Genomic DNA, 22,430 nt, shown 5'->3' on the forward strand with positions numbered 1-22,430 from the left:
GTAGTGATGAGCGACATGAATGATTTTGAAACATTAGTAAATGCTATCTTATCGGCTAAAATTGAAGTCGATAGCGGCTATATGTTGCTCGAATTTGAAGACCAATCAATTGATATTAACATAATATCTAATTTAATCAAAGATTATGGTTTAGCCGTAGAACCTGAAGTTGAAAGTAAAGAGATTATTTTTCCGTTGTCTTCTGGGGCATTTCGAGATGATTCAAATATATATAGTACGCTAGATTCCTTTTTAAGAACATGTATTTCTTTAGGTTATATTCCTAATAAATACATTATTCTCACTGAGAAGATTTCTTCACTATTAGTTGATGATAAAATTGGTAGTATTGATGTTTACTTAAAATGGATTTCAGTATTATCCAGTGTTGCTAATCATCAAATTGGAGGTAAGTTTATACTCTATATACCAAGTGATAATGGTGGTAAGGAGTTAGTTATTAATTCTTACGAAAGATTGGACTATATTATAAAAGCTCCCTATAGCAAGGTAGTTATAGACTCAGTTGATAAAATAATAAAGGTACTTGGTGTCGAGGATGCTCAGTCTCCCGAAAGAAAATCTATTATTCGTACTGCTATATATGATTTGATTAATAACATTGAGAGTAAAGATATTTCAGCGCTAATTACAATAAGCGAGAGGGTTTTTAACCGGTATAACGATCTTTTGGAGTTATATACAAATAGATTCTCCGTTAACAAATTATTGTCTGAATTGGAACAAAAAAACCTTGAGTATACAACCAAAATAAATGATTTTGTTTCATCTAGCCAGACAAAAGCTTTTGCAATTCCTGGGGCCCTGATTGCGGTCGGTGGATTAGCTAAAGCCAGTGGCTTCTGGGATTCTTTATTGATTTTTATAGGTCTATTTCTTGTGTATTACATAACTTCTATGTCCAATCAAGTTTTATATGAATCCTATATAACTTTAAAAAATAGTCTTAATGACTCTTTTTCAAGGTATTCTAAATTTGATGAAGGGGTAGAAGTTAGGGATGCAGCCAAAAAAATCTCATTAGAGCTTTATCATAAAATAGATAATGCAAAAGAACGGTTGGAAAAAGTTAATAGTATTGCAAAATGGATGCTTTGGATAGGTGGGGGGTATCTAGTCTTAAAAATGATATTTATTGATGGTAAATAAATGGAAAAATTGTTAATCTAATATTGTTTTTCAATTATCAAGAGAATGACAAGTGAGAGTTTTTCGCTTTTTATATCACTATGCGATGGTTATTTAGTTTGATTTTCATGCTTTTTTATAATTTCATCTATAATCGAATTATTGGTTTTTCGAGAACTCGAAAGTGTATAATTAATTGGGCTGCACTGGTATTAAAATTTATACTTTTGTATTTATTGAGGTTTCCCTCTTCATGAATTTTTGCAAGTGAATTACGGGCGGATTTCTTATCCTCTCTATTGAACTGCCATTTATCCATCATGTTTTTAAAATAATCGGAAAAATTAATATTGGGAGATACACCTAGAAGTTTGGCCAATGTTTCAAAAATGACTGTAAGTGCACCGGTTTTAGTTCCACGCACTTTATGGGATTTCAGCCATCAGCCGGTACTCTTCCGGTGTCAGGTTATTCATGGACTCGTAAGGGCGCTCGCCGTTATATTCAGCCAGCCAGCGCTCTGTAATTTCCCGTGCTTCATTCAGGGTTCTGAATAGATAAAAATTCAGCATTTCTGTCCAGTACGTCCGGTTGGACCGTTCGATAAAGGCATTCTGCGTGGGCTTGCCGGGCCTGATAAATTCCAGCATCACGCCATGCTCTTCTGCCCATTGTGCCAGAATACGCAAGACCAGCTCTAGGCCGTTATCCATCCGCATTTTCAGCGGATATCCGCGGTTTGCCACGTTCCTGTCCAGCACTCTCATGACCCGCTGCGCCGGGATATTCAGGTCAATTTCGATCGCCAGCGCTTCGCGGTTAAAATCATCCACCACGTTGAAGGTCCGGAAGCGCCTGCCGCACACCATGCATAAAATCGATGGACCAGCTCACGCTTTATCGCTGGTTTTAAAGCTTTTTTCAATAACGTCTTTCAGTCCGCGGCACTCGAGACTCAGGTCCGCAAGCATCTGTTTCAGTCGGCGGTTTCCATCCTCAAGGTCTTTCATCTTTTTGATATCAGAGGCTTCCATACCGCCGAACTTCGCTTTCCAGTTATAGTACAAGGCCTCAGAGATCCCGGCATCGCGGCAGACATCCTTAACGGTACGTTCGGCTTCGACGGACTTCATAACAGCGATGATCTGGTGTTCGAGTAATCCGGCTTTGCGCATGGCGATCTCATCTAGGGACATAGTCAGTATGCCGGAAGATCTCTAAAAGTGAATGGTCCGGTTTACCGGGTTGCTTACAGATAAGCCGCTTCAAAATTGGGGTGTAAGCCGAGTACTGGTACTCGATGCTGGACTGTGGGTGGGGCTTTAGCTGGTAAAAACACTTTCAAAAAAATAACATAGTTAGTGATCGATGCCATTATGCAGGAGTATAATCTTATTCTATGATTTTTCGAACAAAATAGTTGCCATTTCAGGCAAATCATATGTGTGGTCAAGTAAAATGATGACATCTGGTATGGTGATATGAATAGTATTTTTGCAAGAGAAGGAGATGAAATCCGGGTTCTTTCACTGTTTTCTGGCTGTGGAGGGATGGACTTTGGTATTGAATCTGCCGGAGGAAAGATTGTTTTTGCTAACGATATCGTTGAAAACGCGTGTAAAACATTAGCGAAGTATTTTCCTGATACTGATGTTAAGCATGGCGATATCTCTCAAATTCAAACTTTTCCATCTGTGGATGTTGTCGTTGGTGGCTACCCATGCCAGTCATTTTCGATGGCTGGTAACAGAAAGCCCAGCGACGATGCGCGGACCAATCTTTATAAGCAATTTCTTCGGGTATTGAATATCGTTCGACCTAAGTATTTTGTGGCTGAAAACGTTTCAGGATTACAGCAGTTGGGCGCAGGTAGCTTTTTAGAACAACAAGTTAACGCCTATCGGGATGCAGGATATCAAGTTAGTCACCATCTTGTTAATGCAAAATCTTACGGTGTTCCACAGTCACGCAAGCGCCTGTTTATTATTGGTGTCAGAAACGATCTGGGGCAATATTTTGAATTTCCGGCAGCAACGCATGGTAAAGCGACCTTAAAGAACCCGCACTTAAAACCTTATGTTTCCCATGGTGAGGCTATCCGCGATTTGCCATTATGGCCAGAGGGTGAGTTTTACGAACGACCTCACGATCCCGAGGGGCACTTCTCATGGTACTTTATGTCCAGAAATCGTAAGGCCAAATGGGATAGTCCTGCTTATACCGTCGTAGCGAACTGGCGACATGTGACGTTGCATCCAGCCAGCCCAATGATGAAGTTAACATGGTCAAATCTTGAGGACGGCTGGAAGCAGCGCTGGGATTTTTCTGAAGAATATGAACATGTTGCTATTGATTCAACCCGGCCTAAGCTGGAACAGGCTAGGCGTTTGTCATGGCGGGAATGTGCCAGAATACAGACGTTTCGTCATGATTTTGAGCCTATTGGTGATATTGAATCTCGATTTACTCAGATAGGCAATGCAGTTCCTCCGTTACTGGCCGAAATCATTTTTCAACATCTATTTTCTGGTGATGGGTTGAAAATGAATTTGAGGAAGGGCGAATAAAAATCATGAGTATATCTTTCCCTATTTCTTTAGAAGAGTGGAATGCAGCACTAGTTAACGCCGTTTTTTTTGAGCCTTCCCGTGCAGATGTATTTTTGAGTCGAATCGATACTACTGGAAGAATTTTTGAGCAATTGGCTGGTTCTCGTAGTAAAGAAGAAGCTAAGCAAAGCTTTCTTGATTCATTTGGTAAGGATGAAAGAAAAATACAACGTTATCTCAGAGATGATTCAACGCTTGATAGTCTGACTCGAATAAAAGGCATCCCACCTCATTTTTCTATTCTATATTTAACGTTACTTGCCGCCAGTGCTGATAATGAAACTCATGATGAAGGAGACTTTAGGGTTAGGTTTTCTGTATTATTGGGACTGAATAGGAATAAGAAATTTATTTTTAGAGATTTGCCTAGCTTATGGCGGAGAGTTGAACAATGGAGTCAGAGTAAACAGGGTTGTTCTCGGTTATTTTTACCCGATCCCCAAAATGAAAAGTTGATTGGGTATTCTAAAAGGCTTTCTTTTCCTTGTTATAGAGATGAAGTTCGTTTGCGAGCCATATTGGTTCGTAATAATCTGGACAGCCATTCAACATTTGAGTCTGTTAATAAAGTAATACACCAGAGAATTGATGGTTTTAGTGAAGTATTCGTCAGTGAATTCAATGAATTTTATACGCTATTATCAACTGCAGCCATGCAGCAGGCATATAGTAGCCCGTTCTGGGGGGCTGTGAGGGATATTACGCGGCATGAAGAAAATCAACAAGCCAGAGAGAATGGGCTTTTCTGCATTCACTTAGACGCTACCGATCCGCAACTTCCAGAAATTTATCTGTTAATGGATGATGTTGGTGCTCAGACTTTGGATACCGTTAAAACTGAATCGTTACCAGAAAAATTGGAGAGTTACAGTAGCATTTATTATCAGACCAACGCTAATGCTACATTAACGAGTTTACTTTCATTTCTACAAAAAAGAAAAAAAGGCTTAATTGGATCGCGGGTTGGCATGGCGCTACATGCTGGGTGTTTACCCCTTTTCAGGGATGATTCTGGGTTTATCAGTTCGGATGGTCATTATTTTGACGATGGCCTGGTTTGTTTGATTATTCGTCGTGAATATGCTGTACATATCCGCACTAGGTTTGAACATACTGGCCTGACTGTTATGACGCTAGGAAAAAATACAGATTCTGAAGATTGGGAAGTTCTAGTCTTTGACACGATGAGTAGGCAGGAATTAACCGAACTTGCCAAATTACTTCCTGGTGCTGCTCGTAGATTTATGGTTCAGAGTTGGATACCTGCTCGACCTTATATCACAGGTGCAGCCCGTTTTGGACAGTCAATATTACTTAACCCAGCCAGTACGCCGGTTATTCATATGGTGGGTGCCATTGGCGGGGAATATGTAATCAGCGATTCCAATCATATAGAACTGGTCAGCGGCATACTAACACCAACACAAGGCGGTGAAGGACTATTTATTTCTCCGGAAAAACTCACTTCATTATCAGGACAGGCGTTTTGTCGCTATCGGTTAACGCTTGAGAAACATGTTGAACCGTTGGTTTTTGACATTCACGTCCTCGATCATGCGCCGGATGCTCCGTATCGTAAAGTTGCCGAACAGCATGACTGGCTTATTGATGGTCAACGGGGAACATTAGTGCCATTAAACAATGTTGAGTCAATGGAGTGTCTGAAAAACCAAAAAACTACCTCACTAGGCGGATCATGGTCGCTATGGCGACGTGATGAACGTGTGCCTGTAGAGAGTAAACAGTTTGATTTGCACATGCTTCCTGCCGCATTTGACTGGTTAGCTGAAGCACTGGCACTGCGTTTTCAAAAACGCAGTACGCTACCATTTGATGAGCTTAATACACATATAACGCCCGTATCACTAGCGACAGGTATTCCTGCATGGCGGTTGCGCCGGTTGCTTTTTGCCTCAGGCTGGCTTTGCGTAATAGAAAGACGACATGCGCCGTATCCGGTGGTATCACTGGCAAAACGTACATTATCTGTTTGTGAGACGGTACAAGGACTCACTGCCCGAGTAAGCGGTATGTTGACGAAAAGCGAGCGTCATCATCTGCAAGGTTTGTTGAAAGAAAGTGAACGGGTAAGACGTTGGTCAACAGTGGATAATAATTTTGCACTTGGCAGTATTGAATTGATTTTGTCAGGAGCCGATCGCGTAAAAGATTTGCTTGAGCGATTCAATTGGCAGCTTCTAGTCAGAAAAGATTTTTCTGTTGGCCCATTAAGTGGCGTGCTGTTATCCATGACTCAAATAAAGCAAGTTCCAGCTTTGCCACCTGATATTTATGTGGCGTTCTGGCAGACAAAAAAGAACCAATGGTCAGAGGAAATCCAGCCAACAAATAGCGACCTGTTAATGCGCTGTCGGGAAAAACAACGTAATCGTTATTTTATTCGGGCGGATACGGGGTACTGGCAAACTGATAGCTTTGCCTGGGCGTTAATGGCTCACATCATGAGGTCGGAAAAAACGCTTGGCACTCAAAGTCACTATGGCGATCTCTTCTGGTCTAAATCACTAATTACTTTACCGATTTCTGTCACTCAGTGGTGGTTACATTTCGCCGGTGGTTGTTGTACCGTCAGTGATGACGGAAGGATAATATTTGCTGGTAGAGGGGATGAATTGTGGGGAGGCGTTGAGTGTGATGATAATGCTGTTTTCCCGGTTAACCGAGCGGTCACTCGGCGGGCGAGAGCTTTGGCGCTACGCAGGATAAGCAGCATAAATTAATCTCTTAAATCAATCACTAAGGAGCTCACTCAGGGTGTCTAAAAAACAACATATCATTAAAGAAAGATTGAGGCAGATGTATCTCTTTGGTGCAGAGCCTTTTGAGTTGATGAACTGCCTGAAAGAATCGCAGCAAAAGCTGATTATGGCTGGTGCTAAAGCGGACAATTTGCCAAAGGTTCCGAACAAGATTTTACATTTTTTGAGTGCATTACCACCTAAGGCCCATTCCATTGTGCTAACGTGGTTTCGTACTCACGTACAATTTCCAGAACAAGGCGATCCCCAAAAAATCATTCATGAGATTCTGCTCGCAGAAAATAACGATAAAGATATCTCATCACCAAAACCGCTATGGCGCGCAATCCTTGGGTTCTACGTCACTCAGCCTTGCCCTGACATCGTCGCACAATTTCTTCGCGGTGAAGAAATTACACTACTCCATAATGATGACCCTGATGGGTCCAGCGATAGTTTACCTGAGCAGTCAACGATTAGTGTTACTGATGAAGATATCGAGCAGTGTCTATTCGTAAGTCAGGGACGTGACATATCGCCTTCAGATCGAATAATTCCGGCGTTCGTTGCTGGGCTTGTTGCTATGTTGAAGGGGGAAACGGAAGTTGCAGGTCAGTGGGTGTCACAGTTATCCAATCACCCACTGCCTTTGGGGCAAAAATTTGGTAGGCTCATCTCAACGTTTGGCGTCGTTCGTCCTCAGGAAGAGGCTGACAACGGAATAGTATTATTGGCAGAGCCTGTTGCGCCAGACGAGATCAATGGCGATATCGATGGAGTGTCCTTTGTCGGTAAAGTGACGAAAGTGCTTCCCTCTGGCGTATTCTTTGTTTCGCCCGTTGGCGTGTTTATTGACGATGAACTGCGGGATCTTTCAGATGCTCACAGCCATATGCTCTATCCCGATCGTGGCGAAGTTATAGGATTTTTAGGTAATGACTCCAACTTATTGATAGTGTTTTATGTTCAGATAATGCCCGATGACTTTGTCATGCAGCTCCACCGATTTTGAGAACGACAGCGACTTCCGTCCCAGCCGTGCCAGGTGCTGCCTCAGATTCAGGTTATGCCGCTCAATTCGCTGCGTATATCGCTTGCTGATTACGTGCAGCTTTCCCTTCAGGCGGGATTCATACAGCGGCCAGCCATCCGTCATCCATATCACCACGTCAAAGGGTGACAGCAGGCTCATAAGACGCCCCAGCGTCGCCATCGTGCGTTCACCGAATACGTGCGCAACAACCGTCTTCCGGAGCCTGTCATACGCGTAAAACAGCCAGCGCTGGCGCGATTTAGCCCCGACGTATCCCCACTGTTCGTCCATTTCCGCGCAGACGATGACGTCACTGCCCGGCTGTATGCGCGAGGTTACCGACTGCGGCCTGAGTTTTTTAAATGGCGGAAAATCGTGTTGAGGCCAACGCCCATAATGCGGGCGGTTGCCCGGCATCCAACGCCATTCATGGCCATATCAATGATTTTCTGGTGCGTACCGGGTTGAGAAGCGGTGTAAGTGAACTGCAGTTGCCATGTTTTACGGCAGTGAGAGCAGAGATAGCGCTGATGTCCGGCAGTGCTTTTGCCGTTACGCACCACCCCGTCAGTAGCTGAACAGGAGGGACAGCTGATAGAAACAGAAGCCACTGGAGCACCTCAAAAACACCATCATACACTAAATCAGTAAGTTGGCAGCATCACCGGATTTTTAAATCATTTTACAAATAATGTGACCCATGGGGAATTAGGCATATGGCAAGCGAGACACAAACCATCCGATAAAACGGCCCAGTGTGCATTGACTGACTACCAGTCTCGCGTATATTCCGTTGTCAAAATCCCCTATGATTCCGGCGAACCGGATGCGATTCGTGAATGGCTATTAACCTGTTACCAACCGCAAGATAAATCTCCTACTATCTTCTTCTTAACCGATGGTCTGGCGCTAAGATTACCTGGAGACATTCTTGATCCTAAAAAATATGATTTTGACGTACCTCTGGATTCTTATCGGGAACTAAGTTGTGTGGAACTGCGCTCTCAGTCAATCACTATAGTGCCTCAACTCCCCGGATTGAGCGAAAAATATGATTGTGCGCCTGCCATTACATGGATAAAACGGCTGTTAAAGTTAGACTATTCATCGACAGATTTTCCTGTTTTCAGCAAATCACACTTACAGCGTTTAGCTCACTTTATGGCTGAATATGAGTCAGATAATCGAAGTGCGTATTTACGTGCATTGACGCAACTTGAGAAGGTTGCGGTTTCAAGAGAATTTCTGGACGGTAGCATTCAACAACTGTTGACGTTGCCGACAATAAAGACGCAAATCTGCGCAGAGAAGCAAGTAATACTGGCTCAGTATGAAAGTGAGCAGGAACAACTCAGACAGACGATTGCATCACTGATGGATAAGAAGGCGCAGTTGGATGCAGAAATTAACCGACAGGAAAAGACGCTAAAAAGCGAAACAAACCGTATAAAAAAAGCGCTACGCCAGCAGGAAGCTGAGCTGGATTCACGAATCAGGCAAACCTTTGAGCAAGCGTCTCAGGCGGGTATAGAAACGTTGGCACAGACGGCGTTGTTGCGAACGATGATCGCTGGTTCGGCCACACCCACACCCGTTATACCATCAGAACGAATCACCGAACCCGCCTCGAGCCTTCCGTTACCTCAGTCTTTACTACCGCCGGAAGTAAATGAAATAAACAGCAAAAGAGTGCTACAGGCTGCGATCGAAGAACAGGCAGCGATTACCGGACTAAGCGAAAATCTGTTGTTCAGTTTGATTGCTGCCGCAAATGTTGTATCAGTTGTCGGATTAACAGGAAAATACGCCCAGAAAACGGTCGTTTCTTTAGCCAATATTCTGTCGGGAAGCATATGGGGGGAGGTCTCTATTCATGGTGATCTTTTTAGTATCAGCGACTTAATGAAATCACCTGTGCTAATCAGGAGTACAAATAGCACGAGCTCTATGACGCTAGGTGACTTCTTGGAGCACCAACAATCAAGCGGGTTAATGACTATAGTAAAACTACGCGGGTTTAACCGGATGCCGCCGGAAACATTACTTCCCGAACTTAACGAATGCCTGTTTAGCAGTGAATATTCTGCGGGATTATGCTGGAAGGATCAAAATCATACCTTGCGGCACCTTTCGTTAAGTTACCCTGTATTGTTTGTATTGACGTTTGCCGTTGGTAAAAGTACGTTCCCATTACAGGGGCCGGTTGCCCACCAGTTGCCCGTATTTATGGCCGAATATAGCAGTACACAGGTTGAGCAGACTGAATACTCACCAGCCGAATATACTTCAGATATTGCTCCCGCGTGCGTGGCCTCCAAATTATGGTCTTCGTTATACGCCGATGCTCACCCTAAAGATAATCAGCAGCAAACTATGCGGGCGGTGTTAAACGCATTGGGTTATTCCGACGAAAAATCTCAGGCGCTGGCAATGCTGGCTTTCACTATTGGGCGCAGTACCACAGAAAAAATAACCGCAGAAATTGAGCCATTGGCTCCTGCATTGATACCTTATGTTCAGGAAATCACTCACGGTGCATCTGTAACCGTGCTTGATCATCTGTTCCAGCTATAAATAAACAAGGGCATTTTATGAATAACCCACTGGAATCATTTGAATCAATAAGGGATTTTTACATCACCTATCTTGAAACTGCTTTTCGTATAGGTTCGCCCGATATTCAGGCATACCGACGTAGCTTACTGGAACAGCAAGGTACATTATGTGCAGATCTTTTTCTGGAACCAATGCCAAGATATCAGGATTATGGTTTAACCATCAGTGATTTACGTAATGTGGCTGAAGGTGAGGAATGGTTGCCAGGGTTTACCGAGCAACAAAGGGACGCATTTATCGATCTTTGTCTGGGAGGGCTTTTGCCTCGCGATAAATCCGACTCCACCAAAGGACGTTTTAAACTTTATACCCACCAGCTAGACATGCTGAAAAGAGGTGTACAGCCCGCAATGCCGGGCATCGTTACATCAGGAACAGGGTCAGGTAAAACAGAATCTTTTCTGCTGCCAGTTCTGGCTCAAATTGTGAAAGAAGCGAGTGGTTGGCCGAAAAGTCCCTCGCTTAAATGCTGGCAGCCGTGGTGGCATAATGGAGTAAATACTCAGCCTACGTTTATGCGTGAGGCAGAAGCATCAGCACGGCCAAAAGCCGTGCGAGCGCTAATTTTGTATCCAATGAACGCACTGGTTGAAGATCAAATGGTGCGTATGCGTCGGGCGCTTGATTCCCGAGAAGCACATGAAGCGATGGATTTACACTTGGGTGGCAACCGTATCTTTTTTGGTCGTTATACTGGCGCAACGAAAGTCACTGGCTGGTTAAACCATCCCCGACCGGGGAGCGAGGAAAAAGAGAAAAAAGAGAAAAAACGGGTCGCTGGTAAAATCACTGAATTGCGCGAATATCTTCAATCCGTGGAAGACACGCATCGGGAAGCTGTGCGGCAGGGGATTCGGGATCATGATGATAACCTGCAATTCAATTTCCCTGGTGTATCAGGCGGAGAAATGCTTAGCCGCTGGGAAATGCAAAAATCACCTCCGGATATACTGATTACTAACACCAGTATGCTTTCCACGATGTTGGTACGAGAGATTGACGATCCTATTTTTGACCAAACCCGAGAATGGATTGAACACGATCCTGATGCCTATTTTTATCTTGTCCTTGACGAACTGCATCTTCAGCGCGGTACAGCAGGGACCGAAGTCAGTTATTTGCTCAAACATCTCATAAACCGTCTGGGGCTGGATCAAGAACAGCACCGACATAAGCTGCGTATTCTGGCATCCAGTGCCTCACTGCCCGTTGATGGCCCTGAAGGTAAGAAAAGCGTTGAGTACTTATGGGGGATGTTCGGTCAGCGAGGACTGCCTGTGAGTGCAGCAGCCAAAGACTGGGCAGATTGCGTGGTGAATGGTGCCATGGTTGCTCCAGCACAGGATAATACGTTGCATTTCCACGGTGACCTCAACCACTTCTGCAATACGGTAAAACAGCTACAGGGATCCTCACTGCCATCTTTGCAACACTGGTCAAACGTTGCCCGAAGTATGGGGGGCTATCATGACGAGCAGTGTATGGAAAAACTGGCTCAATGGGTTGTTGTGCAGGCCGCCTGTATGCTTGAAAAAGGTTGCTATACATGTGAAAAGTCTCTGCGTGCTACATCAATAAATGCTCTGGCAGCGCGTATATTTCCCTCCCATTCCACAGGACGTGAGGGGATTCGTGCATTAATATGGTTACGTGCTGCTACAGATAGCTGGCCTGAGTGGTTTTCACATCCCTTTCCCGACGATATTCCATTGCCACGTTTTCGCGCCCATGCTTTTTTACGGGCGCTGGAAGGATTATATGCAGCACCGCTACCTTCCCCGTCAAGTGCATCAACAGAAGAAAGAGAGCAGCACTTTTTTGCCGATCTGACGGTTGAGTCTGGCCTGCGTTATGGCGAGCGTCACTATGACAACAAAAAATCACGACGCGTAGAATTACTCTACTGTGAGTGTTGCGCCACACTATTTTTTGGCGGCAAACCCTCTTCTTTCTCGGCAACGGATAGCCGCGTAGAGCTTTTACCCAACGATCCCGATATTGATCAACTACCTGAACATGCTAAATCGGTTATGGTTGAACGACGTTCCGCCGAAGAATATGCGTTGTTTATGCCGACCGTCGATCGATTCTGGCCTAGAGGAGAAGGAACTCCAGCCGATGAGGACTCTTTTGGGAAGTGGATTAAGGCTGGTTACGATCCGTTTACTGCGGCGATTCAACACACGTTATCGCCTATAAGATCGATTGAACAAACACATATTGCAGGCTGGTTCTATTATGTCCCATCGGGTGATTTTTCCTCTAGGAAAAGAGGCCAGTCGTCCAGCCAGTCACCGGGGAGTGCGCTGCCTTTCCAGTGTCCGGCATGTGGTACATCATATAAATACGGTAAAGGTAAACTATCACCTATTCGCAGTTTTCGAGTCGGCTTTGCGAAAACCACGCAGCTCCTGGCCAGTACGTTGATGGCGGAATTACAACGCTCTGGCGATCGGGAACGGCTGGTCACATTTTCTGACAGTCGGCAGGATGCTGCCAATGCGGCGCTCGATTTGGAGTCAGGTCACCATGATGATGTTCGCCGTGAGATTGTTGTGCGCTCGCTGAAGGAACTGTCAGCGAGTCAGTGCTCCCATAAAGAAGTGACCATACAGTTAGAACAACTTAATAAACGCAGAAAAGAACTAATTAGCAAAGAGATTAAAGAGGGGCAGCTCTCTGCGGATGAAGACAAAGAATTAGGACAGCTTTTTGGCGAAAAACAGCGGCTGAGTGACTTATTGCTACTGCCACAGGCAGACAGCGTATCGCTGAGCAGTATACTGGAGCCTGAAGCACCAATCGCAGGCAACGTCCTTAATCCTCTGTTGGCAACATTAGTTGAAGCGGGTATTCATCCTACCGATCGAACGGGGATATCTCCTGTTCCTGAGCCTTCAAAACAAAAACATGATGAAGAAACTATCACTTTTGCATGGCAGCAATTATTTGAAAAAAACAAACAGACCAAATGGTGTTGGAAGAAACATCCTTCCTATGAGGGTAATCTGGACGTTGCCCGGAAGGAAATCTCCCGCGACCTAAAACAACTGGTCGGGGAAAGCGTGTTCAGTAAAACCTATTTTGCGCTGGAAGAAGCAGGATGGGGTTATCCCTGCCTTCCTCTGGCTAACAGCTGCACGCGTGAACAGTTGGCTGTCTATGACGCTATGCTTCGCGTATTGGCGGATGCCTATCGAGTCGCACCGTCCCAGTACACAACAACAGAAACGCGCTGGCATGTTGCAGACGATGTGAAGCCTAAAAATCGGTTGCGCCGTTTTAGCGATGAGCTTTGTAACCACTCCAGAGCCAAGACATTATTGCTGATTGGGGACTTTCTTGTACACCTCAAACGCTCTGGTCATCAGGGCGGCATTATTGACATTGGAAAAGTGCACTTTCGTTTAGTAGAGGCTACCGCTCCTTTCTGGCGCTGTAGTCACTGTGGTCGCGTGCATTTGCACAAGGGGGCAAAACTTTGCACCCGCTGTTATGCGCCACTACCTGAAACATCTTCTGGTAACGCGGGGGAATTACAAACCCAAAACTATCTCGGTAAACGTATATCGTATGCTTCCCGTATCAGTAGAATGCGTTCTGAAGAACTCACGGGCATGACGGGGAATCCGGCAGCGAGATTACGCCGTTTTAAAAGTATCCTGATTGCTGATGATGATGACATATTGCCAAAAGGGCTGGAGGACTTCGAACCTCATCCTGAGTTGGATAGAGCCGCCAGAGAGGTGGATGTACTCTCTGTTACCACCACGATGGAAGTGGGGGTTGATATTGGCGATCTACGCGCAGTTTTTCAGGCCAACATGCCGCCGCAACGTTTTAATTACCAGCAACGCGTAGGGCGAGCGGGACGACGTGGGCAGGCTTTTGCATTTGTATTAACGGCATGTCGCAGCAAGAGCCATGATTTATTTTACTTCCGTAACCCGGAAAAGATCACCGGCGATCTCCCTCCGCCACCTTTCTTAACTACTAAACTGGAAATGATCTGCCAGCGCTTAGTGCGCAAAATATGGCTGGTGGCCGCTTTTAAGTGGCTCAGAGAGCATGTAGTGGATTCGGGGCAGTCGTGGCCTGTTGATGGTGACAAACATAAACCCGACAATCACGGAGAGTTTTTTCAGGTTCATTGGCTAAAAGAAAATCAGGCAAACTGGTTGCCGCGCATTCGTAACGCGCTGAAAGAAACCATCAACGCGCGTGATGAGTTTGCTCAAGCGTGTATGCAACAGGATGAAATATTCTACCGTACAATAATCCACCCTCTGACGCCGGAATGTCTAATACAAGATATTAAATCAGTACTGGACGACGATGCTATGGCAGGAAAGGGATTGGCGGAAGCGTTGGCCGAACAGGGAAAATTCCCTATGTACGGTATGCCAACCCGAACACGACTTCTGCTGACAAGGCCGGTTAGTACGGACGAACATGATGTACAGTTCGCCAGCATGGATCGCGATCTGGATATTGCGATTCAGGAATTTGCGCCGGGAAAATATCTGGTACAGGACAAACGCCGTTACTTTACCGCAGGCTATGCCGGAATGCTGAAGCAAAGCTACAAAAACCCAGCCGAATTTTTCACTGAAGCTGACGAACCGGGAGAGTGCAGGGCGATGACCGTTTGCCCGGTGTGCAAAGTCTGGGTACTGGTGGGCTCGATGACCGCTGTATGCAGCGCCTGCGGTGGGGTCATGGATGGTGCCGAGCAATATTCGTGTTACGTACCCAACGGATTTATTACCACTCTTGAAGATAAATCTGCAAAAGAAGACTTTGACCAAACCCTGACGGTGGCCAGCAGAGTATCTATTGCTGAAGCTTACTCAATTGAGAATGCAGTATCTGTACCTGACTCTAATGTTGCCATCCAGCTAAAATCCCAAACCTGCCTTAACAGGTTAAATCGTGGTGTTTATGCGGACAAAAAATGGAGTGGTTTCAATGCGATACAAGGAAATTTACGGGTTCCATTCAGAAAGGCGGGAGTATATCAGCCGCTATGGGCAAACCACGTATGGATAGACAATAACCTTCTTGAGGCTGATTTATCACTTAAAAACCGCTTTACCCCTATGCAGGAAAGCCGAAAATCGTTTTATCTCTCGGCACCTAAAGTAACCGATTTACTGGCGTTGATGTTGGTGGATACTCCGGCGGACCTCCAGTTACAGTACTTGCAAGGCGCACTGACTCCTGCATTTCGGGCGGCCGCGCTATCTGCTTCTTTTATCATCGTCAACTATGCTTCGAAAGAGCTACTTGATACTGATCCGGAAGAAATTGAAATTCTGGAGCCTCGCGTACAAATTTTAAAAAACGGTATTTCTGCACCGATATTACAAATGGCCGATCGTCTGGTTAATGGTTCTGGATTATGCGAGCGACTACAGCAGATCGGGAGCTCTGGCTCTCCGATTGTTCTTGAAGTGATGAATGAGATTATCAATGACGAAGGATCCTATCCACTGAAAGAGTTTTTAGAACCACAGCATCGCGACGTATGTTTTCAGGCATGTTATTACTGCCTGCATCGGTACGGTAATCAGGCTTATCATGGCTTGCTCGACTGGCGTCTGGGACTGGATGTCATTCAACTGCTTTTGGATAAAACCTATGATGCCGGACTACGTGGAGATTTTTCATCCCCCGGCATCATTGACTGGACGGTTAATGCCAAACGACTGGCCGAAGAAGCATCGTCTTTATTTAAGGGGAGTGAAGTAAAAATCGTGGGAAATATCCCGCTGATAGGTATTAGCCCACAACGCTGGGCGGCAGTACTGCATCCTTTCTGGAGTTATGACGGGGTTTTTAAAGCTAATCCTGAACTTGAGGTGCTCTCGCTTGAGGAAGATATAGTATTTACAAATACCTTTGAGCTTTCTCGCCGTATGGGAACTGTGATGGCAAAACTGTGCACAACACCTCGTTCGAGCGAAAAATGAATATAATGACGTTGGAGCGAACCCGCCCGGCGCTCCCCTCAAAGCTGGGCGTATTTCTTGCCTGCCCAATGAGGTACTTGCTGGAAAGCGAGCAGCATTCTTTCCGGTGTTTGCCTTTGCCTCCTCAGGCTGCTCTGGGGAGTGCCGTGCACAGACTGGCTGACACGTTGCAAAAAAGTGGCGAGAATAATCCTGAATCAATCATACAGAGGCTTGAAAACGACTTTGTGGCGACCTTGATAAAGACTCAGCAAGGAGCACTGGCGCTATGGGTCTGGGAACGCTATGGCATTGCTGGATTAGTATCGCGTCAGGCGTTGATCAAATACATTCGTTACACCAAATCTCTTGTTACTCCGGTTGCTGAACGGGTTGGACATTTGCCAGATATGATAAAAATGCGGGAAAGTGTTATTCCGATAGGTCGGGAAAAACTGCTGAAAAGTACTTGTTTCGATATGCAGGGACGTGCCGATCTCATTTACCGAAAAGAAACCGGGCAGATACGGGTTGTTGACTTTAAAACCGGCGAAGTGAGAGACGAAAAAAATCAGCCGAAAGAAGAATATTTGTTACAAATAGCGGCATATGGCATGATGGTAAAAGAGTTAGCTCCTGAAATCAATATTGAACTGGAACTAGCCGGAGTAGGGGGGAGCTGGACCGGTGTATTGGATAACAGCCTGCAAGAATGCGTCAATCGTGTTCTTGTTTCATTTAATGAAATATTACCTCGTAATACTTCTTTTTCTGCGCTTAATATAGCTCGGCCGGGTAGACATTGTATTCAGTGTGCTGGCCGTTGCTCGTGCCCGATTTACTCAAAAAATTCATGTCATTTCAGGCAACAATTCTACCCTGACGATCGTCATTTTAGCATCGATATTCATGGGCGATTACTGGAGGTTGAGATGGATGATAATTTTACGACTCTACGACTCCTACTTCCTGATGGTTATATGGCAAAAGTATTTCATATTCCGACTCGATTTATTCCTGAGTCTAATGAGATGATAGGTTGCGACGTTACTCTGTATGGATTGAAGGTCTTTGGCGTTAGTTCGGAGAAAAAAATCCCTCGAAATTTTTATGTTGTGGATACTCAGGAACCCAGAAGATCGGCATTTCAGTTTTTCCTGCAATGGAAGAAAAACCACTAAATATTTTCTCGAAAAATAATAGAGGAAAGCAGAGAGGTTTATTAAGAATGCTTAACAGACAGAATAATTATATACTCTATGGATGGTTTTTTTATTTTCTGCGATCCACTTTCCAGTAATTTTCTTGCCGCTCATCATCAATCGCTGTTTCCTTACCCCGCGCCTGCAAAATCAGGCGTCGGGATTGGCCTCCTGACTAACTCCATCGACGACACAAGGCGTTATCGCTTTTTTTGTGTCGCGCACGCACGGCTAAAGTCCATTCCCTTCAACGCCGCTACGAATTTCACCGTCCTGACCTAGTATGGCGCTCTTCGCCGAAACTCTGATAGAAACCGACGATCCGGCGCGGGTAATTGAGGATAATACCCGTTGAGACCCCAAGTAGGGTGCGACGGTTACGGCGCTGTGGCCTGTTTCAAGAAATCTCTCACCACGAATCCGTGTGATGGTAGATAGACTGTACGCGGCGCTCAATAAGGAGACAGCACATACTTGGCTGTGATTGATGCCGGAACGAGACAATTTAAGAACAAACCGCCCCCGGTTAGCAGGATCGCCTCGCCCGGCAGGAAAACATGCTAGCATCAACAAGAACCTCCTGTTAATGCCAATTCCCGACTCATTACCACCAATCTATTTTCACCGCTGCGGAGTAAGGGGCGCTATGCCCGGCTATGCAGGAGCAGGTTTTTTCTCCCGTGCGCTTTCCGTTCTTCATATCTGCTTCCGGTTAATCGTTCCCAACACAACCCGCCCTGCAAGGGTAAATGGCACGCATGCTGCGCCCTTGCAGGGCAGAACGATGCCGGGAAAGCGAACCGTCAGGCGATACGAAGACGAAAATCACACACTGACGGAGAAAAAATCATGACGATTTCCCTGCATACCACCCGGACAAGCGCCCCTAACACCGCAGCGGCGACCAGCGTATCCCCGCTGGACCCGTCAGGCTCCTCAAAAACGAAATTTTCTAAAACCAGAACCGACATTTACCAGACTGTTACTGACAACATCATTGCAGCGCTGGAAGCCGGTGTAAAACCGTGGTCCTGCCCGTGGCAGCGTGTAGATGGCATGTCTGGTCTGCCTTCCAGTTACGCCACTGGTGCGGCTTATAGTGGCATGAATATCATGTTGCTGTGGTGTAGCGCATCTAAACAGGGGTTCAGCGATTCCCGCTGGATGACCTACAAACAGGCACAGGCGGCAGGTGGACAGGTTCGCAAGGGTGAGCATGGAACAACAGCCATTTTCTATACGACCCTGGAAAAGGAAAACGACGCCGGTGACGTTGAACATATCCCGATGCTGAAAACTTTCACCGTATTTAACGTTCAGCAAATCGACGGTTTGACTCTGGCAACGGAAACCGTCAGCCCGGAAGCAACCTTTGACCCGTTGCCGCAGGCTGAGAACCTGTTCAGGAAGAGCGGCGCAAACATCATCGAGAAAGGACAAAACGCCTTTTTCAGTCCATCAACTGATGAGGTCTGGCTACCGGAGCGCCATCTTTTCGCTGATGCGGCCAACTTCTACGCTACCGGCCTGCATGAGCTGGTTCACTGGAGTGGGGGTAAAAAACGCCTTAACCGTGAAATGAAAGGGAAGTTTGGCAGTGCGGGTTATGCAGAGGAAGAACTGGTGGCGGAGCTGGGAAGTGCCTTTCTGATGGCGGATCTGGGGATTGAGGGAGAGGTACAGCATGAAAGTTATATTGCGTCCTGGCTGAAAGCGCTGAAAAACGACAAGCGTTATATTTTCAAAGCGGCCAGCGCCGCCTCTAAAGCACATCGTTACCTGATGGATAAACTCTGAGACCGGAACCAGACAACCGCAAGGAAATGCGGTTACATGGTATTTAACCGGCAACGCTGCAAGGCACAGACTGAGGCGGAACGCAGCACAGCGAGTACCGGACAGTCTGCGCCTTGCAGTGGAATAAAAAATTTCCGGCCTGGCGGTATCGCCGCCAGGCCGGTGAGACCATAGTGATGGTCTGAGTAAAACTTACGTATAGCTGCCTAATGAAAGGTGTTTCAGTTCATCAAGGGTATAAATGCAAAACACCCGACGGTGGCGTTCTTCCAGCGGGACGTGCTGATGGTTGATGATGACATGCCTGGTGCTGTCAAACAGCAGTTCAAGCGCACGCTTCTTCTGTGGATCGGGCACAACATAAAAAACGTAAATCCACTGCTTGCGGGTACGGGCCAGCAGGTGGCTTGCCATGATCGACTGATAACGGGCCCGGGTTTTCAGGCGGCGCTCGGTTTCAATGGCAATAACGTTACCGTCAGGCAGGGTCAGTAACCCGTCCGGGCGATGTTTTACCTGATACTGGCTGAGAAAACTGGCCCGGTCGCCGTTAATCCATCCCGAAGCGCCTTTCTTCTCCAGAATAAGCCTGGCGGCCTGATTATCAAGATGGTGCTCCAGCGTCCAGCCGGTGATTTTTGATGGTTCAAACCGCGCAGGAAAGATTTCATCATCCGGGGTTAACACTACCGCCAGCCCGTCGCTGGTGATCCCCCATAATGAAATCTTCATTGTCCGTGATTCAAGCACATACTTCTGGATTAACCCCATTCGCTCCGTTTTTGCCAGCAGCGAATAAAGCGATTTGTGGTCCCGGAAACCAAATAACAGCATCAGAGTTTTAAAATCACTGTAAGTTTCTTCTTTCAGGAAGTTCAGCAGTTGTTTTATTTTTTCGTTGTTACGCGTCTGGCGCTCGTGAAATGATGAAATCAGCATAAGCGCTCCTTAAAAATCCAGCGGGGACAGGTGTTCTTCATCATCAGGTTTCGGCTTTACCGGTTTGACTTCGCTTTCGTCGAAGAAAAGAGCCGGGTGTGTTGTCATCACATCCGACATGGCGGGTTTATCATCCTCGCAAAAATCCAGCATGATCTTCACGGGGGCTACCGTTGCGGCAATATCAGGGGAAACCGAAAAAGTTTTTAGCTGGCGCTTTCTGACCTTTATCGGCGAGATCAGTGAAGCAGAAGGTAGCGTTTTTGTCGTAAAGATAAAGCTGACAAAATCGGGTAGGTTCAGGATCATATTGCTGTCAATAAAGAAACGTTCAGCCTGGCGGATTGTGCGCTCACTGTCGATGGTCTCCGTGAGCATATTATCTGTTTTAGCCTTACGGAGTTCGTCATCCACCAGAATAGTGCCTGACATTCTCGCTACCCATTCCGCTGTATCCGGGTCCATAACCCGGTAAACCAGTTTGAATTTGGCATTTTCAACGACCGCACCGACAACGGCGTCACCTTTCAAATCTGCCGGGCAGTCTTTTAAATCGGCAATGGACTGGTGGTCCATAATAATATGCACGCCTTTATCACGCGCTGCTCCTAATCCCTCCAGTGCTGACCTGGATAAATGGTATTTCAGTTCGGAAAGATAAACAGCAATGGGGCGGGGGACGTCTATTACTCGATCGCGCTTTTCTGCCAGTTGGTAAAGGCGAACCAGTAGCATGCGCTGGGCGGTAATAATTTTGCTGTTTCGCATGGAGCCGAGAACATAACAGCAGCCGCCCTCATCAAATATGTGCTTAAGCGAAAAGCCTTCTGGTGAGTTAATGGCATTGAGTAATGCCAGTTCCTCAATTTTTCCGAAAAAGGCTTTGATCTTTTCGGCAATACTCTGAACGTAATCACCGTTATAAACATCCCGGATTGTTGTCGATGGATTATCGCTGACTAATTGTGCGGCTATACGGGCGGCTTTTCGGTCATCAATGCGATAAAAATCAGATTCCTGCCCTTTTTCTGCCAGGCTGAAACCTGCAACAAACAATTCTTCCAGCTCATCGGGCGTGATATCTTCAATCAGATTTAACTGGTATTGCTGTTTTCGCAGGTCAATTAAGGCAAAAGGCTTGCCTGCATCCTCGCAGGCTTTGCGGTAAAGATGCGGTGCCCATTCATCGTCTTTGGGGTCCATAACAAAAACACCTTCACCGGCCAGAATACTTTGATAAAGTAATATGCCGGCGGCTACCCCTTTACCGGCCCCTGTGGTGCCGATAATATCCGCGTGTTGTTTCTGCCAGTCTTTTAACGGGAGATACATTGGTTCATTTTCCCTGCCCATGCCGGTAAAAATGCCTTTCTTCAGGTCGATATAATCCAGCGGGTTATAATGCAGTGTTTCCGGCAGCAGGGACTTTACGGTGCGGACATCGGTGCGCAATTCCCGTTCAAGGGTGGTCTTTTTAACAAGGCGTTTCTTTATTTTGTCCAGTTCCGGTGTGAATATCCGGCGAAGCATAATATGAAAAATAATCCCGGTTACAGTGAAAGCAATCCGTACTGACCACGCCAGTACCGTATTATCACTGGTGGGTCTGATCTTATACAGCCACTGAAAGGATCCGATAACGACCGGAGCCAGTGTGCCGGAGAGAAAACACAGCAGGGAAAAAGCAATAATCAGCTTTTTCCAGAGCGGCGCTTTCTGCCGTTCATCGCTTTTCATTGATGTAAAAAACGGCATCGTCAGCCCCGCTAATAACGCCAGCATCAGTTGTTGCTGTTGCACAAAAGCCAGCAGCGCCAGCATCCCGTTCACTATCGGCGACAGTGAAGCGGCAAGCTTATTTAAAATCATCGTGCCTCCTTCGTCAGCGATTCGCCCCATGACATCGCCCCGTCAATTCGCCCCACGGTGTCGGGCGAAAAGGCGGGGCGAGCGTATGGGGTAAAGAAGGTGGCCGCTGTGCGGCCATGTGCCGGAAAGCATGCTTCCCGGTACGAAACGGCGTGCGCCAGTTCATGCGGGCTGGACGCCCTTATTGCCTGTTGCATGGGGGTAATGTCGCGGCTGGACGCCGCACCAAAACCCCCAACGTCAAAGGCGGCACACCGTCGCCCGCTACGCGCGACCAACCCCTTTAAGACGGTCGCTTTCGCCTTTTTATTCCCTTTGCTCGTTCCTCGCAGAGTGAATAAAAGGGAAGCTGACCTTTAAAGGGGTTGGTCGCGCCACGCTACCGGCTTTTGGCCGGAGACTTAGCAGCGACGGTGTGCGGGGCTGTGCCCCCCGGGTAAACCGCTGTCGTGGGCGACAGCTTTTCGCTCGCTGGGGCGGCGAAATTTATCCGGCTCCCCCCGGCC

12 protein-coding genes and 3 pseudogenes are annotated in these 22,430 nt (G+C 46.5%); 8 read left to right on the forward strand and 7 right to left on the reverse strand.

Annotated features, from left to right (window positions below):
- The first annotated feature begins 6 nt into the window (after nucleotides 1-6).
- Entirely contained in the window at nucleotides 7-1,170 is a 1,164-nt protein-coding gene (locus GBC03_14465) for a hypothetical protein (GenBank protein QFS71327.1), read from the forward strand.
- A 127-nt stretch (nucleotides 1,171-1,297) separates the two neighbouring features.
- Here GBC03_14465 and GBC03_14470 read toward each other — a convergent pair whose 3' ends face one another.
- Entirely contained in the window at nucleotides 1,298-1,573 is a 276-nt protein-coding gene (locus GBC03_14470) for a hypothetical protein (GenBank protein ID QFS71328.1), read from the reverse strand.
- Between the two features lies 1 nt (nucleotide 1,574).
- Nucleotides 1,575-2,324: pseudogene (locus tag GBC03_14475) on the reverse strand (transposase).
- A gap of 306 nt (nucleotides 2,325-2,630) precedes the next feature.
- Between GBC03_14475 and dcm the strand changes: the two are divergent.
- The 3 genes from dcm to GBC03_14490 are packed head-to-tail and all read left to right on the forward strand — an operon-like array spanning nucleotide 2,631 to nucleotide 7,529.
- Nucleotides 2,631-3,716: a DNA (cytosine-5-)-methyltransferase gene (dcm, locus tag GBC03_14480; GenBank protein ID QFS71329.1), complete on the forward strand. Its 1,086-nt coding sequence runs from the start codon at nucleotides 2,631-2,633 to the stop codon at nucleotides 3,714-3,716.
- Between the two features lie 5 nt (nucleotides 3,717-3,721).
- Nucleotides 3,722-6,499, forward strand: coding sequence for a hypothetical protein (locus GBC03_14485; protein ID QFS71330.1), 2,778 nt, complete (start codon nucleotides 3,722-3,724; stop codon nucleotides 6,497-6,499).
- Nucleotides 6,500-6,533: 34 nt separating this feature from the next.
- The gene (locus tag GBC03_14490) at nucleotides 6,534-7,529 is read left to right on the forward strand and encodes a hypothetical protein (protein QFS71331.1); all 996 of its coding nucleotides are present in this window, start codon (nucleotides 6,534-6,536) and stop codon (nucleotides 7,527-7,529) included.
- On the opposite strand, the pseudogene GBC03_14495 reads toward GBC03_14490, so the two are convergent.
- A pseudogene (locus GBC03_14495) lies at nucleotides 7,464-8,161 on the reverse strand (IS1 family transposase). The gene GBC03_14490 and the pseudogene GBC03_14495 overlap by 66 nt on opposite strands.
- Before the next feature lie 151 nt (nucleotides 8,162-8,312).
- On the opposite strand from GBC03_14495, the gene GBC03_14500 reads away from it, so the two are divergent.
- From GBC03_14500 to GBC03_14510, 3 genes are read left to right on the forward strand one after another with little or no spacing between them, the layout of a single operon-like run.
- Nucleotides 8,313-10,124, forward strand: a complete 1,812-nt coding sequence (locus GBC03_14500) for a hypothetical protein (protein QFS71332.1) — start codon at nucleotides 8,313-8,315, stop codon at nucleotides 10,122-10,124.
- 17 nt (nucleotides 10,125-10,141) lie between these two features.
- Nucleotides 10,142-16,138, forward strand: coding sequence for a DEAD/DEAH box helicase (locus tag GBC03_14505; protein ID QFS71333.1), 5,997 nt, complete (start codon nucleotides 10,142-10,144; stop codon nucleotides 16,136-16,138).
- On the forward strand, nucleotides 16,108-17,298 hold the full coding sequence (locus tag GBC03_14510; protein QFS71334.1) for a hypothetical protein: 1,191 nt from the start codon (nucleotides 16,108-16,110) through the stop codon (nucleotides 17,296-17,298). The genes GBC03_14505 and GBC03_14510 overlap by 31 nt, the downstream gene beginning before the upstream one ends.
- Nucleotides 17,299-17,694: 396 nt before the next feature.
- Here the strand turns inward: GBC03_14510 and GBC03_14515 are convergent.
- Nucleotides 17,695-17,886, reverse strand: a pseudogene (locus tag GBC03_14515) (hypothetical protein).
- 282 nt (nucleotides 17,887-18,168) lie between these two features.
- Between GBC03_14515 and GBC03_14520 the strand changes: the two are divergent.
- On the forward strand, nucleotides 18,169-19,116 hold the full coding sequence (locus tag GBC03_14520; GenBank protein QFS71335.1) for a DUF1738 domain-containing protein: 948 nt from the start codon (nucleotides 18,169-18,171) through the stop codon (nucleotides 19,114-19,116).
- A 192-nt stretch (nucleotides 19,117-19,308) separates the two neighbouring features.
- On the opposite strand, the gene GBC03_14525 is transcribed toward GBC03_14520, so the two are convergent.
- The 3 genes from GBC03_14525 to GBC03_14535 are packed head-to-tail and all read right to left on the reverse strand — an operon-like array spanning nucleotide 19,309 to nucleotide 22,202.
- Nucleotides 19,309-20,055, reverse strand: a complete 747-nt coding sequence (locus GBC03_14525; GenBank protein QFS71336.1) for a molybdopterin-guanine dinucleotide biosynthesis protein MobC — start codon at nucleotides 20,053-20,055, stop codon at nucleotides 19,309-19,311.
- A 9-nt stretch (nucleotides 20,056-20,064) separates the two neighbouring features.
- Nucleotides 20,065-21,924, reverse strand: a complete 1,860-nt coding sequence (locus GBC03_14530; protein ID QFS71337.1) for a TraM recognition domain-containing protein — start codon at nucleotides 21,922-21,924, stop codon at nucleotides 20,065-20,067.
- On the reverse strand, nucleotides 21,921-22,202 hold the full coding sequence (locus tag GBC03_14535) for a hypothetical protein (GenBank protein QFS71338.1): 282 nt from the start codon (nucleotides 22,200-22,202) through the stop codon (nucleotides 21,921-21,923). The genes GBC03_14530 and GBC03_14535 overlap by 4 nt, the downstream gene beginning before the upstream one ends.
- Nucleotides 22,203-22,430: the final 228 nt, after the last annotated feature.

Origin of the sequence: Citrobacter telavivensis, assembly GCA_009363175.1 — a bacterium.
Taxonomy (GTDB): domain Bacteria; phylum Pseudomonadota; class Gammaproteobacteria; order Enterobacterales; family Enterobacteriaceae; genus Citrobacter_A; species Citrobacter_A telavivensis.